At 73.5% G+C, this 15,546-nt stretch carries 12 protein-coding genes; 3 read left to right on the plus strand and 9 right to left on the minus strand.

The features are described from left to right. Positions 1 to 79 precede the first annotated feature (79 nt). The 3 genes from ACIHAD_RS15110 to ACIHAD_RS15120 all read right to left on the minus strand — a co-directional run bounded on the left by ACIHAD_RS15110 (position 80) and on the right by ACIHAD_RS15120 (position 2,735). On the minus strand, positions 80 to 1,465 hold the full coding sequence (locus ACIHAD_RS15110; protein WP_397355003.1) for an FAD-binding oxidoreductase: 1,386 nt from the start codon (positions 1,463 to 1,465) through the stop codon (positions 80 to 82). 46 nt (positions 1,466 to 1,511) lie between these two features. Then, positions 1,512 to 1,772 carry a hypothetical protein gene (locus ACIHAD_RS15115; protein ID WP_397355004.1) on the minus strand — a complete coding sequence of 87 codons (261 nt, stop codon included), beginning with the start codon at positions 1,770 to 1,772 and terminating at the stop codon, positions 1,512 to 1,514. Positions 1,773 to 1,844: 72 nt separating this feature from the next. After that, a complete protein-coding gene (locus ACIHAD_RS15120; RefSeq protein ID WP_397355005.1) occupies positions 1,845 to 2,735 on the minus strand; it encodes a hypothetical protein in 891 nt (296 codons plus the stop codon). Between the two features lie 261 nt (positions 2,736 to 2,996). Between ACIHAD_RS15120 and ACIHAD_RS15125 the strand changes: the two genes are divergently transcribed. After that, positions 2,997 to 4,706: an exo-alpha-sialidase gene (locus tag ACIHAD_RS15125; protein WP_397355006.1), complete on the plus strand. Its 1,710-nt coding sequence runs from the start codon at positions 2,997 to 2,999 to the stop codon at positions 4,704 to 4,706. Positions 4,707 to 4,843: 137 nt separating this feature from the next. Here ACIHAD_RS15125 and ACIHAD_RS15130 read toward each other — a convergent pair whose 3' ends face one another. From ACIHAD_RS15130 to ACIHAD_RS15140, 3 genes are all read right to left on the minus strand, one after another. Further along, positions 4,844 to 5,755, minus strand: a complete 912-nt coding sequence (locus ACIHAD_RS15130; RefSeq protein WP_397355007.1) for a DUF2382 domain-containing protein — start codon at positions 5,753 to 5,755, stop codon at positions 4,844 to 4,846. A gap of 93 nt (positions 5,756 to 5,848) precedes the next feature. Further along, complete coding sequence (locus ACIHAD_RS15135; protein WP_397355008.1) at positions 5,849 to 6,496, minus strand: hypothetical protein; 648 nt, start codon at positions 6,494 to 6,496, stop codon at positions 5,849 to 5,851. A 14-nt stretch (positions 6,497 to 6,510) separates the two neighbouring features. Next, the gene (locus ACIHAD_RS15140) at positions 6,511 to 7,053 is read right to left on the minus strand and encodes a DUF4142 domain-containing protein (protein WP_397355009.1); all 543 of its coding nucleotides are present in this window, start codon (positions 7,051 to 7,053) and stop codon (positions 6,511 to 6,513) included. Between the two features lie 284 nt (positions 7,054 to 7,337). Between ACIHAD_RS15140 and ACIHAD_RS15145 the strand changes: the two genes are divergently transcribed. Further along, complete coding sequence (locus tag ACIHAD_RS15145) at positions 7,338 to 7,787, plus strand: pyridoxamine 5'-phosphate oxidase family protein (protein WP_397355010.1); 450 nt, start codon at positions 7,338 to 7,340, stop codon at positions 7,785 to 7,787. Between the two features lie 120 nt (positions 7,788 to 7,907). After that, the gene (locus ACIHAD_RS15150; RefSeq protein ID WP_397355011.1) at positions 7,908 to 8,195 is read left to right on the plus strand and encodes a Fe-S cluster assembly protein HesB; all 288 of its coding nucleotides are present in this window, start codon (positions 7,908 to 7,910) and stop codon (positions 8,193 to 8,195) included. Between the two features lie 50 nt (positions 8,196 to 8,245). Here ACIHAD_RS15150 and ACIHAD_RS15155 read toward each other — a convergent pair whose 3' ends face one another. From ACIHAD_RS15155 to ACIHAD_RS15165, 3 genes are all read right to left on the minus strand, one after another. Further along, on the minus strand, positions 8,246 to 9,223 hold the full coding sequence (locus ACIHAD_RS15155; RefSeq protein WP_397355012.1) for an acetylxylan esterase: 978 nt from the start codon (positions 9,221 to 9,223) through the stop codon (positions 8,246 to 8,248). Positions 9,224 to 9,455: 232 nt separating this feature from the next. Continuing rightward, entirely contained in the window at positions 9,456 to 13,640 is a 4,185-nt protein-coding gene (locus ACIHAD_RS15160; RefSeq protein ID WP_397355013.1) for a hypothetical protein, read from the minus strand. 156 nt (positions 13,641 to 13,796) lie between these two features. Next, a complete protein-coding gene (locus tag ACIHAD_RS15165) occupies positions 13,797 to 15,287 on the minus strand; it encodes a DHA2 family efflux MFS transporter permease subunit (protein WP_397355014.1) in 1,491 nt (496 codons plus the stop codon). Between the last annotated feature and the right edge of the window lie 259 nt (positions 15,288 to 15,546).

The following is a 15,546-nucleotide window of genomic DNA, read 5'->3' on the forward strand; positions in this document are numbered from 1 at the left end:
TCCTCCTCGCAGGAAAGCCTCGGGTTCCACGCCGGCCGGCACACTCCGGTGGTGCGACCGGCGTGGGGGTGGTTCGGGGTCAGGCGCCGTAACGGCCGGGAGAGAGCAGGCCGTCCGGGTCGAGAGCGGTCTTGAGCCGGTGGAGCATGCCGAGGCTGGCGGTGCTGGTCTCGGACCAGACGTCGGCGGCGGCGTGGTCGATGTCGGAGCGGTAGATGGCGCAGCCGTGCCCGCGCAGCAGGCAGCCCGCGTCGTTGCGGAGCTGGTGGGCGCGGTGGGCGGCGTCGGGGTCGGCCGCGTCGAAGAAGATCTGGATGACGGCGTTGGCCATGTGCGAGCTGACCAGGTTCCACTCCACCATCAGGGCGATGCCGTGGGTGTCGACCGCGGTCTGCAGGGCTTCGATGATGCGCTCGGTCTTCGTGGCGTGCAGCGGCATCAGCGGCAGCAGCACGAGGAAGCCCATGCGGCCGGCGTCGATCTGCTCGCACGAGGTGACGCCGAGCGCGTTGCGCACGCCCTGGCAGGTCGGGATGCCCTGGGCGGTGAGCGCCCTGGTGTAGAGCGGGTCGTCGGGGCCGACCGCGGCGGCGTCGAGGACGCGCAGCGTCTCGCCGCCCTCGACCTCGATGAGCGCCTTGCGCAGCATCTCCTCGGCCAGCTCGACGGCGGCGTCGGTGCCGAGCAGCGGCCCGAGGACGGTGAACTTGCCGGTGTCCACGCCCTGCGGCAGCAGCCAGCCGTTGTCGCGGGCGGGCGCGAGGGCGAGCTCGCGGATCCGCATGAGCCCGTCGGCGGGGTTGCCGCGGCGCAGGAACCCGGTCATCGCGCCGATCGCGGCGCCGATCTGGTCGCGCCGGATGCGCGCGTGCACGAGCCCGACCGTCTCCGGGCGAGGCACCAGCGCGACGGCCATGGCGGTGACGACGCCCAGGTTGTGCTGGACGAACGCGGCCGTCAGGTCCGGCCCGGCCACCCGGCCGTGGTAGACGCCGGTGGGGTCGAGCCCGCCGGTGGTGATCACGCTGCCGTCGGCCAGCACGGCCTCGATGCCGGCCACGTCGTGGACGCGCGAGCGGAAGCAGCCGTCGCCGCGTTCGAGGGCGTTGCCGATGACGGAGGTGTCGGCGCAGGAGGCCGTGACGTTGAGCATCCAGGGCGTGTCCCGGAGCGCCTCGGCGAGCTGGGCCTGGGTCACACCGGGTTCGATGACGGCGTGGCCGGTCTCCAGGTCGAGGCCGCGGATGCGGTTCATCTGGCTGAGGTCGACGACGACGTTGTCCTCGGTGACCGGCAGCGCGGAGCCCATGCCCCAGTTCCTGCCGGTGCTGACCGGGTAGAGGCGGCTCTTGCTCACCATGGCCCGGCGGACGAGGGCGCGTACCTCGTCCAGGGTGTGCGGGGTCTCGGTGCCCGCCAGCGAACGCGGTCGGTGGGCGCCCACGTCACGCGGCCGCAGTTCCACTCGCGATAGTCCCTGCATGGCTCTCCTCGGGGGATGCGAAATCACGTCAGGCGGTGTGCTGGAGGAGGTCGTCGATGGAGCCGATGGCCTGGGTGGACATCTCCCTGATCTCACGCAGCCGCTGCTCCGTGAACGCCTCGAAGGGCGCGGACGGGACGGCCGCGGGGGCGGGGAAGTCGAGTGAGCCGCGCGGCGCGGCCTGCACGGGCACCTCGTGCGGGCCGTACGGGTGGCGGCGGGCGCGGGTGCGTTCGGTGTCGGGTGACTCGTGCCGGACGAGCGCGGGCAGATGCGGTGGGGTTCGCATGACGGGAGCTCTCCTACAGGGTTCGTACGGGTTGTGCGTGCTGCCGCCCGCCGTGGAGCGGCACCTGGGTCGTCACGTGCCCTCCTGGTGGCCGGAGCGGGGGATGACGGCCGTGGGGGTCGCCCTCGGCACGCCGTGGTTGATGACGCTGGCGGCGATCCGGCGTTCGGTCAGCCCCATGTGCGGACGGGGCACGCCGGCCGGCCGTACGGTGGCCGTGCCGCGGATGATCGAGCTGGCGTGCACCCACCGGCGGGTCTCGGCCAGCACCTCGCGCTGCGCCCTGGGCAGGTCGCCGTGGGCGGAGTAGTGCTCGCAGACGGCCCACGCGAGGGCGCGGGCCATGATCAGGTGCTCTTCGCAGGCCGCGGCCACCTTCGACTCCAGCCCGACCACCTGGGCCAGGAGCAGTTGCAGGTGGGCCAGGCCCGAGCTGCGGTCGAACCCGTCGAGCTCGGCCAGCCGGGCCGGCCAGCGCAGCCGGCGCTCGACGGCGGCGCGGGTCGCGGCGGCGACCTCGGCCGCGGCGCGGCCGCGCGGGTCCTCGCCCTCCAGTTGCACGGCCCGCTGCGCGGTGTGCTCGAAGTCGGACAGTCGCTTCAGGCCGCTCTGCAGCAGCCGGATGCGGTTGTGCAGACAGGCGGCGCTCCAGCCGAGCACCAACAGCCGGTCGCTGTCGGCCTCGCAGTGCCAGCCGACCAGGCTGACCTCGCGGGCCATGCGGTGGTGGAGCACCCATGACTCGCGCGGGTCGACGTGGACGGGGGCGTCGATCCACACCTGCAGGCCGCCGGGCGGCAGCTCGCCGACGCCGACCTCGACCCCTTCGGGGGCCACCCTGGCGCAGATGCGCTGGACGACCTTCTGCTGCGCCGCCGTCTCCGGCGCCACCGGCACCGGGTCCGCCTCCCAGACCGGCGGCACGCGCTGCGGGGCGACTCGCGCCCTGGGCTCGATGCTCATCTGAGGCCACCTCCAGACCCGAGGGTCCCTCCTGCGTAAATTGCCACTTAATCCTGCAGCTCCGATACTCGGTTCCTGCCCCGTCGCTGTCAACTGACACTTAACGAATATCTATGGGATCCACGGTTGGCAACCCTGGGACGAAAGCGAACGAAGGGACTCGGCGAAATGAACGGAGCCTGACGGGGGCAGAGATAAGGCAGAGCCCTCGCCCGTCGCGAGGCGGCCGCCGCGAGCGGCCACGAGAGGAAGGAGTGCCCGGTGGCGATACCCAGAGCCGCGCTAGCGGCGGTGTTCCTGGCCGCCGGCCTGCCCGCGGCCCACGGGGTGGCGCACGACCCGGAGACGTTCTGCCGTCTGCCGGAGTTCACCGGCAAGTCGGTCCCGGAGGGGCCTTACCTGACCGACACTGATGTCTCACCGCGGTGGATTTATCCGTATCCGACGCCGGCCGAGCGCGAGCCGTCGTCGGAGCAGCGGCTCGACTTCGCCGGGTTCCCGAGCGTGGCGGCCCTCGACACGGTGGGCCGTGGCGGCGTGCCGGTGCGCAAGCTCCTCGTCACCTACGCCACCAACGTGGACAAGGTCGTCACCCTCTCCAGCGAGTCGGCGACCTCCGACGACGGCGGCGTCACGTTCGGCGCGAGCAACCGGACCCCGCTGCGGGAGGCGCCGATCGAGCTGCGCGACGGCACGCTGCTCGCCCTGGAGTACTACCTGCGGCGCTCCGGGCCGGGCACCGCCAAGCTCGGCGTGCTCTCCTCCCGCTCCCTCGACGGCGAGAGCTGGGTGCGCTGGGAGGCGACGGTCTCCTCACCGGACGCCGAGGCCGCCGGCGGCGCCGCGCACGGCCTGCCGATCCAGCTCGCCGACGGCACGATCCTGTTCACGGCCTACATCCGCCAGGGCGACACCGAGACGTACCAGCCGGAGGTGTTCGCCAGCGACGACGGCGGCCGCACGTTCGCCCGGCGCGGCGTGATCGCCCCTCCCCAGGCGCCCTTCGTCTACAACGAGACCGCCCTCGCCCAGACGCTCGACGGCTCCCTGCTGGCGGTGCTGCGCAGGGACGGCGAGCCGCCCTCCACCCTGCACCAGAGCCGCTCGTCCGACGGCGGCCGCACCTGGTCGCCGGTCCGTCCGCTGCGCATCGACGGCCAGGACTGCCTGGTGCGCGGCGTGGCGCCGCGGCTGCTGCTGATGCCGGACGGCGTGCTCGTGCTCAGCGCCGGGCGTCCGCACAACTGGCTGGCGGTCGCCCCCGACGGGATCGGCGAGGAGTGGCGGCAGCAGACGGTGACGTACCGCAACAGCGACGGCCTGCGGGACGTGCACGGCTCCTCCGGCTACACCGCCGTGGCCGCGGTCGGCCCGCACCGGCTGATCCAGGTGTTCGACAACTGCAAGCTGCCCGGCGTGCGTCCCGACGGGCTGCTCAACGAGTCGGCCTGCCCGGCTCACGGCAGGTTCGAGAACGGCGGCTGGTACGCCATCAAGCGCCGCCTGTTCACCGTCACCGCCCCCGGCCCCGACCTGCTGGACCTGGCCGGCCTCTACCACCGGGGCGCGCTCAAGGTGGAGACCGACATGCGGTGGACCCGCCCCGGCCGGCCGCGCACCGGCCCGGCGGGCGCCTTCGACGGCAGCACCGACTACTGGTCCGGCGCCGTGGCCGCCGGCCCCGGCCGGTACGTCCTGCATCTCGACCGCCCGTACGCGATCAACCGCGTCGGCATCAGCCTGCGCCCCGGGCATCCGGCCGGCGCCCGCGTGTACGTCTCCGCCGACGGCCACACCTGGGGCGAGCCCGTCGTGACCGTCGAGGACCGGACCGACTACGCCATGCGCTACCACACAGTGGCCCGCACCGGCGCGCACGTCATGATCGTCACCGAGCCGACCGACGACTGCGACGCCGAGATCGGCGACTCCTGCAGCATGCTGAACGAACTCGAAATCTACGGACGGTGAGCGGGCGGAGAATTCGTCTTCCACTCACGCACTCGGTGGGCGTGGGCCGGTGGCGGGCGTGGTGAGGCGGGGGCGCGTGGGCGCCCCCGCGCGGGACCGGGAACGACCTCCTGCCGCCTCCCGCCGGCAACGGCCTCCTACCGCTTCGGCGGAAGGTCGTCCCCGCGGTTGCGGGTGTGCTCGCGGGCGTTGCCGTCCTCGTCGACCTCCAGGCGTTCCCTCCTGACCTGGCCCTCGACGGTCTCCTCGTGCTGGACGGTCTCCTTGTGCACGCGGATGTGCTCGACCGGCCTGGTCTCCTTGCCGATCACCGGCCGCTCCTCGTGCAGGGTGATCTGCTGCTCGTCCTCGCCGATCTCGTACGTGCCGGGCTCGCCGTCCCTGATGGGCTCGCGCTCGATCACGACCTCCTCGTGCGAGAGCGGCACCCTCTCCTGGACGTTCTCGGTCTCGACGTACTTGCGCAGCCGGACGTGCCCGGTCTCGCGGCTCTCCTTGCCGACGTGGAGCTGCTCCTCGGACGTGGTCATGTCGATGTCACGGTCGCCCACGTCCCGGCCGTGCAGCTTGCCGGGCTGTCCGGTCCGACCGGTCGGGGCCGCCTGGCCCGCCTGGCCCGCCTGGCCCGTCTGTCCGGTCATGCCGGTACGCCGGCCGGGCTCCTCGGTCGTCCGCGGCTCCCCAATGGGCCGCTGGGCCTGCCGCTCCCCCGCGGCGGGCGAGCGCTGCGACGGGATGGTGGACGGCTGCATCCCGTAGTACCGGTAGAGCTCGGCCTCCTCCTCCAGCGACAGGCGGCCGTCCACGTCGATGTTGGGCGCGCCCTTGATCATCTCCTTGTCGAAGGGGACCCTGATCTCGTCCCCGGAACGGCGGGCGTTGGCCAGAGGCACGAAGGTCTGCTTCATGCCGAAGAACCCCGTGCGAACCGTCACCCACTCCGGCTCACCGGTGCGGTCACTGAGGTAGACCTGGCCCACCTTGCCGATCGAATGTCCGTCCGACCCGATCACATGGCACTCGAGCAGGCTTCGGATCTCTGTTTGCATAGCCACGACGATCCCCCCGATTGTTCGTCCTGGTTCAAAAAGGACAAATACCCCAGGATGTCGCATTTGCACACATGATTCGGCCAGTCTTTGTCATGGATCGGTCCAGGGCGGAGGCGCGCCGCGGCCCTCACGGGAGCCCTCGTAGGCGGCCCGCCGCAACCGGGCCGTCCATCCGGCCGGGCGCAGGCAGGGACGGCTGTTGAGCACCGGATCGAACGTCAGGTCCTCGCCGGGCAGCGCGGTGTGCACGCGCAGGCGGGCCAGGTAGCGCCCGCCCGCCCACAGGTGGAACAGCAGCGGGCCGCGGGCCAGCGCGCCGGGCAGCAGCTCGGGATCGGCGGGCACCCGCTCGCCCTCGGGACGGGCGACCAGCCGGTACAGTCCGGTTCCGTACACGTAGGGCGTCAGACTGGAGTACGGCCCCGACATGAAGGTGCGGCGCGGCACCGGCAGGCCGCCCGCGCCGGTGGACAACAGCAGGTCGACCCCGTTGGGCAGGCGCACGGCCAGCCCCAGCACGTCGGGCAGCCGCCCCGGCAGGGACAGCCCCTTGGACAGCCGGGCCCGCACCTCGTGCTCGCCCGGCTCCCCCAGGGGCGCCGCCTCGACCGTCAGCGTGCCCGCCACGAGCAGGCCGCGCCGGTGCAGCGCGCGGCCGTGCCGGAGCCTGGCCGCCTCGCGCGCGGCGGCGCGGGCGAAGGAGGCGAGCGCGGCCGGCACGCCTCCGCCGTCGGGCATCGCGGACGTCCCCGTCAGTCGCCCTGCGCCTTCTTCAGCGCCTTCAGGTGCTCCTGGAGCGTCGGGGACGCGGACTTGGCCAGGGCCACCACCGCCGGCGACGAGCCCTTGGAGATCTCCTCCTTGGTGGCCTCGATCGCCTCCTTGTGGGCCTTGATCATGCCCGTGACGAACTCCTGGTCGAACTCCTTGCCCTTGGCGTCCTGCAGACGCTTGGCCATGGCGGCCTGCTCGGAGGTCGGCGCGGCGGGAAGCTGGATGGCCAGCTGGCTCGCGGTCTCGGTCACCTTCTTGTCGAACTGGGTGTGGTCGTCGACGAGCATCCGCCCGACCGACTTGACCTGGTCGGTGGCGCCCTTCTTCTCGGCCAGGCGGCCCGCCTCGATCTCGGCCAGGTTCCCCTGGTGGATGGCCACCATCCAGGTCCTGTCCTGCTCGGACGGCTGGGCGTCGGTCCGCGGCGCCAGCCCCGCGGTATTGGTTGTGGCGTTGTCGCCGCACCCCGAGAGGGCGACGACGGCCGCGGCGGCCAGCAACATGGTCAGACGAGTACGCATGAGTTTTCCTTGACATGGTGATACTTCTCCGATACAGAGAGTAACCATGCGGTCGTGACTTCCCCCTCAGGCGCGCCGCGTCGGATCCCGGCTCAGGCGGGGGCGCCACCTCGACGGCGGCGAGCCCGGTGGGGCGGTCGCGAGGTCGATCCCGGTGATCCCGCCGTCCGCGACGGCCAGTCGAGGCGATGCTGGGCCGTATGTCGCGTTCCTCCGTCGAGAGCCGTCATCATGTTGACGGATGCGACGCGGTCGACGTGACCGATGAGAGTGCGAGGAGAAGGATGACGCCACCGGCCCGTTCACCGGAGCAGCGCAAGCGGGACACGCTCGACCGGCTCGAACACGACGTCGACGCCTGGGTGGCCACGGCGGGCGAGGGCGGCCCGTACATGACGCCGCTGTCGTTCCTGTGGGACGGGCACACGCTGCTGCTGTCCACCGCCGACGCCACGCCCACCGCCCGGAACCTGCTCGCCGGCGGCACCGTCCGTCTCGGCCTGGGCCTGACCAGGGACGTCGTCCTCATCGAAGGCACCGTGACGGCGCAACCGGCCGGCACGATCCCGGACGACCTCGGCGACGCGTTCGCGGTGAAGACCGGGTTCGACCCGCGCGAGTCGCGCGGCCCGTACAGCTACTTCCGGGTCACGCCGGTGCTGGTGCAGGCGTGGCGCGAGGTCAACGAGCTGGCGGGCCGCGATCTCATGCTCGACGGGAAGTGGACCGTCTGACACTCACCCCACGAACGGACCGCACCCCCTCACGGTAAAGAAAACGCCAAGAAGGGTTGGGTCCCGGCATCGGGGGAAGGTCAGGCAACTTCTGTACGTCGACCGTGAGGAGGAGCCGTAGTGCTCACCCTGACAGCCAACGCAGCCCAGGCGATTCGCGACCTGACCGCGTCCGCGCCGGAACCCGCGCAGAGCGGGATCCGCATCTCGTCGCAGGGCGAGGACGCGAATTCGCTCACCCTTTCCCTGGCCCCGGCCCCGGAGCCGGCGGACGAGGTCGTCGAGACCGAGGGGGCGCGGGTCTACCTCGATCCCGTGGCCGCGACCGTGCTGGACGACAAGGCCCTGGACGCCGGGGCCGACGCGCAGGGAAGCGTGTCGTTCATGGTGACCGCCCAGGCGGTCTGACAGGAGCCGCCGTACCGGCGACCACGCCGGTACGGCGGCCCCCCGCCGGGTCAGCCGGCCAGGAGCTTGTGCAGGTAGCGGATCTGCTCCTCGGTCTGGTAACCGGACCCGCCCTCGTGCCCGTTCCAGGGCCAGACGTTGATCTCCTTCGGTCCCTGCCAGTGGTTGTAGGCGGCGAAGACCGTGGAGGGCGGGCAGACGAAGTCCATGAGCGCGACCGAGTACAGCACGGGCACCCGGCCGCGCGCGGCGAAATTGAGGCCGTCGAAGTACGACAGCGTGCGGAACACCTGGTCGGCGCCGTCCCTGCGGGAGGCGAGGAAGCGCACCAGTTCCTGGTACGGATCCCTGTCGGTGATCTCGACCGCCCGCCGGAAGTGCGTCAGGAACGGCACGTCCACCAGCGCCGCCCGCACCGACGGGCGCAACGCCGCCGTGGCCTGCGCGATCGCGCCGCCCTGGCTGCCGCCCGAGACCACGATGCGCTCGGCGTCCACCGCCGGGTGGGCCGCGGCCACGTCGACCGCCCTGGCCGCGTCGGTGAACACGCGCCGGTAGTAGTAGTCCTCGGGGTCGAGGATGCCGCGCGTCATCATGCCGGGCGCCTGCACGTTGGCGCTGCCGTGCGGGTCGCCGGTCACGCCGGGGCTGCCCGGGCTCGCGCCGCCGTGCCCCCGGGTCTCCATCACGAACACCGCGTACCCGGCCGCGGGCCACAGCAGGTGGTCCTTGGGGAACCCGCGTCCGCCGCTGTAACCGATGTAGTGCATCACGCACGGCACCGGCTCCCGGACGCCGCGCGGCAGGATGAACCAGCCGCTGATCCGGTGGCCGCCCCACCCGGCGAAGGACACGTCGTAGACGTCCACCCCGCTCAGCGGCAGGTCGTAGGGCACGAACTCGGCGGCCGGGTCGAACCCACCGGCCTCGGCCAGCGTACGGGACCAGAAGTCGTCGAAGTCGGCGGGCTCGTCGCGGTCGGGGAGGTAGCCGCGCAACTGCTCGATCGGCAGGTCGAACAAGGACATGGGGGAACTCCAACCTGTAGGGAACCCTGATATTCCACCTCATCAGCCCCGGTAAGCGCTATCCTTCGCCGGCGGAAGCTGAAAGCGCGCGAGCGGGGTAGTGGCGAGCGCGAGACCCTGCGCACCGGCGACCGCCTGCGCATCCGTCTCGGGCGCTCGATCCCCTCCCCGGTCGGGGGCTAGCGTCCCCTTGTGAGGTCTTTCGCCGGGATCGTGGCGGGCGCCGCCGTGCTCAGCGGTCGCGGCCCCGGGCATCTCGCCGGTGGGGGCGGGCGCAGGAGCCCGCCGTGGCCGCCGCCACCTTCCAGTCCGCGTCCGGGAACGGCGACATGAAGGAAGTCAGCAGGTCCACCGCGTAGTCCGGGGTCTGCCCGCCGGGGTCGAGGAAGGCAACCATCTGGGGGCCGTCGGCGCCGCGCAGGGTGATCGACCCGCCCCTGCCGCCGGAGGCGAAGCCGGGCTTGGCGTCCACCGTGAGGCAGGCCAGCCCGATCCCGGCGGCGGCGATCTCCTGGCGGGCGCCGACGCGGCGCATGCGCTGGTCGTAGCGGCGCAGGGCGAGCGAGGTGGCCGGGGTGAGCCGGAGGGAGCCGGTGAAGACGTCCTCGCCGATCTTCCTGCTCAGCCTGACCCGCAGGGAGACGTCGGGCCGCAGGTCCACGCCCTTGGCGGCCAGGTCGAGCCGGTCGTAGGCGCCTTCGAAGCCGGGTGCGAGGAACCCGGCCGCCGCCGGAGCCTTGAGCCCGAACGGGATCCGTCCCGGCCGTACCCGCAGCCAGGACACCCGCCGGACCGTCAGCGACACCTCCCGCACCGCGCTCGCGCCCAGCGCGAAGTCCCCGCCGACCTCGTAGGTGAGGAACCCCGTGGTGTACGGCACCTCCTTGGACACGGCGATCCGCTGCCTCGGGACCGGGCCCACGCGCAGCCCGGCGCCCACCGCGATCCGGCCCGTGGGCCCGGGTTTCGAGGCCAGGTCGAGCGACTGGTCGGGGTTGAGCCTGATCGTGGTGTCGGCGGCCAGGTCCTCGACCGTGAGCGAGACGCCGCCGAGCCGCCCGGAGGGGTCCACCAGGCCGCCGTCCACGCCCAGGTGGCCGTCGAGGGTGCTCGCGCCGCCCCGGTAGGTGACCGTGGGGACGCTCAGCCCGGCGGCCGAGGCGTCGGCGTCCAGGCCGAGCACCGCCGGCACGTCGGTCAGCCGCAGCCCGCCGGTGCCCCGGCCGGGCAGGGTGACCTCGGCGGTCAGGCGCTCGACCGGCGCGGAGTTCCGTACCCGCACCCGGGTCCTGGCCCCGTACGCGGCCCGCACGTCCACGGCGGCGGGCACCGGGTCGAGGGCGACGTGGCCGCGCAGCCCGTCCGCCTCGGCCCGTACGTCGAGCGCGCCCAGGGTAGCGGACGGCTCGACCCGGTAGGCGACGTGCCCGGCGTCGAACGGCCCCAGCGACAGGCGGGTGATTCTCGACGGCAGCCCGGTCAGCGTTGCCCGCGCCTTGACCGGGACCGGCGCGAGCACGCTGCTGGCCAGGTAGAGGGCGAGGGTCCGGCGCCTGGGCGCGAACCCCGCGAAGGCGAACGTGCCGCCCGCGGGGTCGATCGTCACCTGGCTGGGCAGGCCGGTGACGTCGAGGTAGCCCTGGAGGCCGTAGCAGCCGTTCCGTGTCGTGCAGAACGGCCCCGGCCCGCAGCCCCGGGCTCCGGCCGGGCAGCCGCCGTCCACCAGCGAGAGGCCGCCCTTCAGTGCGGGGGCGGGCCGCATGCGGGCCAGCGCGGCGGTCCTGCCGAGCCAGGCGCGGGCGGTCACGCCGAGCCTGGAGCCGGAGTAGGTGAGCCTGCCCTCGGGCGTGGCGGCGACCGTCAGGTCGCCCGGCACCGGCCCCACCCTGCCGAGGACGCCGAAGCGCACATCGCCCAGGACGATGTCGGCGTCCACGGCGAGCCGCTGCCGGGCGGCGCGGAACCCGGCTCGGAAGCCCTGCCCGGACGGGCTGAGCTCGACCCGCGACAGGCCCTTGACCAGCACGCTCGCGTCCAGGTCGCCGGTGGCCCGGTCGTAGTGGGCGGCCAGGTGCGGGCCGTCGGGGGACGTGGCGCCGTCGTGGTTGGCGACGGCCAGGGCCGCCGACCCCACCGGGCCGGACAGTCCGCGGAAGCGGTAGTCGCCCTCCTTCCAGGCGGCCTCGAAGCGGGCCGGTACGCCGGTCACGTCGGCGGCGGCCCTGAGCACCCGGCCGCCCGTCCTGATCCTGGCCAGCGCCGACACCCTGGCCACGGGGGCGCTCGCGTTCCAGGCGAGGGTCCCGGCCGCGGTGTCGGCGACCAGTTCGGCCCGCTTGCGTACCCCTTCCACCGCCACCCGCACGTCGTCCCCGCCCGCGGCGCGTCCGGCGTTCCCGAGGGTGGTGACGTACGGCCTGGCCGCGTACAGGCGGAGGTCGCGCAGGCGGCCGGACGTGGTGACCTCGACCGACGAGCGCTCGCCCAGCTTCCACGCGGTCCGTACGTCCTCACGCACCCCGCGGACCGTGCCGTCGATCGTCGGCCCGCTCCGGACGTCGGCATAGGCGGCCCTGACCCGGTCGATCACGCCACTGGCCCGGTAGACGGCCTTCCCGGCGGCGGGGTCGAGGGCGAGGTCGACCTCGGCGGGCGTGTTGGAGATCTCCAGGCGTGCCAGGCGCGTGCCGTCGACGCTGGCCGCGCCCACGAAGGACCGGCCGCTCGCCCGCGCCTCCAGGTGCGCGTGCGGCGCGCCGCCGTACGTGACGTCGAAGCCCGACACCCCGCTCAGCAGCGCCGAGATCCCGACCGCGTCGCCGTTCTTGATCATGGTGACGTGGCCGCCGCCGGGGCTGGAGACCGCGCCGCCGCCACGTTGCAGGACGGCGGCGAAGCGGCCGATCGGGGAGCTGGCCGTCTGCGTGACGCGGTGGACGGCCGGGTCGTTCTCCATGCGGACCCGGGCGGGCAGGCCGCTCAGCTCGGCCCGCAGCACGGTCCTGGACGCGGCCCGGTCGTAGTGGAGCACCTCGGCCGAGCCCGTCCGCGCGGGCCGGGACGACTCGACGGTCAGGCTCTGCCCGCCGCCGCCGGTCGAGGCGTAGGCGGCGGTGAAGGAGCGGGGCACCTCGCGCAGCTCGGCGCCGGTCACCGTGGCCAGGCGGCCGTCGCGGTAGAGGTGGCTGTGCAGCTCGGCGCGGGCGATCGGGGCGGGGGCGGTGAAGCGGATCCGCCCGCCGGACAGGCGCACCCGGGCGCGGGTGGGCATGCGGTCCAGTACGGCCTGCGTGTAGCGGCCACGGGAGACGGCGATCGCGTCGAGCCTGGCGGGCCGGGAGGCGGTGACGTCCAGTTCGACGGCCCCTGAGGCGGTGGGGCCGGGCTTGGAGGTGGTGGCGCCGGGCTCGGCGGCGGCCGGGCCGAGCGTGGCCTCGACGGTGAGCCGTTCGGTGGCGGGGGTCTGGCGCAGGCTCACCGCGGTGCGCCCGGTCAGCCCCGCCAGGGTGACGGCGGAGGCTCCCGGGTCCTTCCGGGTGACGCTCGCCCTGACCGTCCCGCCTTCCGGGTCGACGGTGAACGTCCCGCGGTCGAGCGCCGAGAGCGACGCGCCCGCGCGCAGGCCGTCGAACCCGACGGTCACCTTGTCGTCGTACTCGGCCCAGACCAGCGCCCTGACCCTCTGCCCGGACAGGCTCCTGACGGTGAACCCGAGCCCGACGTCGCCGTCGCCGGGGTTCGCGGCGGGCACCAGGTCGGCCGCCAGGTCGGGGAGGCCGTCGCCGGTGACGTCCGCGGCGACCGGCACGGCGACGGGCCTGCGCGCCGAACACGCCACCGCCCGCGCCACCCCCACCACACACAACCGATACGTCAGCGCCTGTCCCCTGGACGAACCACGCCCCGCCATCCGCCCCTGGGGGAGGTGGGCGGCCAGGCGCAGGGCGTCCAGGGCCCTGGTCACGGCGGGGGGCGGGCGCAGGAGGGTCAGCGGGGTGGCGCCGGTCGTGTCGGGCAGGAGGGCGGCGGGGTCGGGGGCCTGCCGCCCGAGCCCCTGCCGTTCCTGCCGCCGCTCGGCGAGCGCGACGATCCCGTCGGAGAGGGCCGTTCCGGCGGGCGTGGTGATCTCCGGCCGTTCCGGCCCCACCGGCCCCTCCCCCATGGGACGCACGGCGGGCGACGGCCCCGAAGGGACCGTCGCCACGGCGGGCGGCGGCTCCGGCACCGCGGGCACCGCCACCTGCCCGGACGGCTCCCGCACCGCGGGCACCGCCACCTGACCAGGCGCCACCTGACCAGGCGGCGCCTGGACGACGGGCGCCGCCTGGGCGGGACTGGAGGCGGCGAGCGGCGGACCCGCCAGCGCGGTGGCTGCGATGGACGTCGAAGCGAGCACGCGCAGGAGGGCGTGCGGCATGAAGCGTTCCCCCGGACCGGTCTAACTCATCCCATCAGAAACAATGGTCACGAGATGACCATATTTCCTCACTAATCGTCAAACTCACCCCGACATGGGGCTCCAGTTTCCACCTACACCGCCTCACGCCCCTCGCAGGCAACCGCGGGGTGACCTCTACGCCGCCCGGCGGGCCCCCGTACGGCTCACCGCCGTGACCACGGTGGCCGCCACGGCGAGCACCAGCAGGACGGCCACCGCCAGCCGGTAGCCGTCCTGCAGCACGCCGGCCACGCCGGACAGCCGGGCGGGGTCGGCGGCGTAGACCAGGTGCCGCTCGGCGGCCGGCACGGACGCGGCGACGATGGCCAGCGACATGGCGGTGCTGATCACGGTCGAGACGTTGACCAGCATGAGCCGTACGCCGTTGACCACGCCGAGCCGGTTCTGCGGCGCGTCCATCATGATCGCGGTGGTGTTGGCCGTGATGAACAGCCCGCTGCCCGCGCCCACCAGCCCGAGCGCCGTCCCGAGCCAGGCGTAGGGCACGGACGGGTCGAGCGCGGCCAGCATGACCGCCATGCCCGCCGCGCTCACCGCCGATCCGGCCACCGCCACCGTGCGCGGATGGAAGCGGCCGGTCAGCGCCCCGGCCACCAGCGAGGTCAGGGCCGAGGCTGCCGAGACGGGCAGCACGGCGAGCCCGGCCTGCGCGGACTCGAACTGCCGGGTGGACTGCAGGAACAGCGAGATGAGCAGCACGATCGAGAACTGCCCGAGCGAGTTGAGCACCGCCGCCAGGTTGGCCAGCGCGAAGCCGCGGTCGCCGAACAGCCGCAGGTCCAGCAGCGGAGTCCGGCTGCGCCACTCGACCAGCGCGAACACCGGGGCCGCCGCCGCGAACGCCACCCCGCCCGCCACCACCCACGGGCTCAGCCAGCCCAGCGAGCTGCCCTGGGACAGCGCCAGCAGCAGCCCGCTCAGCCAGGTGAACAGCAGGACGATCCCCGGCAGGTCCAGCCGCTCGCGCGGGCCCCTCGGCACCGGACGGAGGGTGACGGCGCCCCAGACGATGGCCGCGACCCCGACGGGCACGTTGAACCAGAAGACCCACCGCCAGCCCGCCGCGCCCGCCAGGAACCCGCCGAACGACGGCCCGACCAGCCCCGCCACGGAGATGATGGCCATGTAGACGGCCATGCCGCGGCCCAGCCGGGCCGGGGGGAAGGCGCTGGCCAGGATGGCGGAGCTGTTGGCGAGGATCATGGCCGAGCCGCACGCCTGGGCGACGCGGGCCGCCAGCAGCAGCTCGATCGAGGGCGAGAACCCGGCCGCCAGGCTCGCCGCGGTGAACACCACGAACCCCAGCAGGTACGTGCCGCGCCTGCCGAACAGGTCGGCCACCCGCCCGAACACCACCAGCCCGACCGAGCTGACCAGCATGTAGGCGAGCAGCACCCAGCTCGCCAGGAAGGCGTCGGCGTGGAAGTGCGCGACGACGGCGGGCAGGGCGACGTTGAGCGAGCTGGAGTTGAGCCCGGTCAGGAACATGCCGAGGCTGGTGACCGAGACGGCTCGCCAGGCGTACCGCAGCCGGGCGGCCTCGTCCTCCTGTGCCGTGCCCGCGACCGGCTCCGCCACGACGGCCTTGGACGGGCACTCAGTCACACCGGACCGCCTGAAGGTTCATGCGCCACTCTTTCTAGAATCCCCCTCTAGGAAAGAGGTCGGCCCGGCGATTGTCAAGATCCCGGCCGCACGCAGGCGCGACGGCGACCCACCTGTCAAGATCCCAGCCGGACACAGGCACGACGGCGACCCACCTGCCGAGATCCCGGCCGCGCGCAGGCGGGACGGCGGCCCACCTCGGCCGCGCTCCAGCGCGGGCTGCCCGCCCAGCATCCGGCGCGGGGCACGCGGCCCAGGG

It is taken from the genome of Nonomuraea sp. NPDC052265 (assembly GCF_044547985.1).
In the GTDB taxonomy this organism is placed as follows: domain Bacteria; phylum Actinomycetota; class Actinomycetes; order Streptosporangiales; family Streptosporangiaceae; genus Nonomuraea.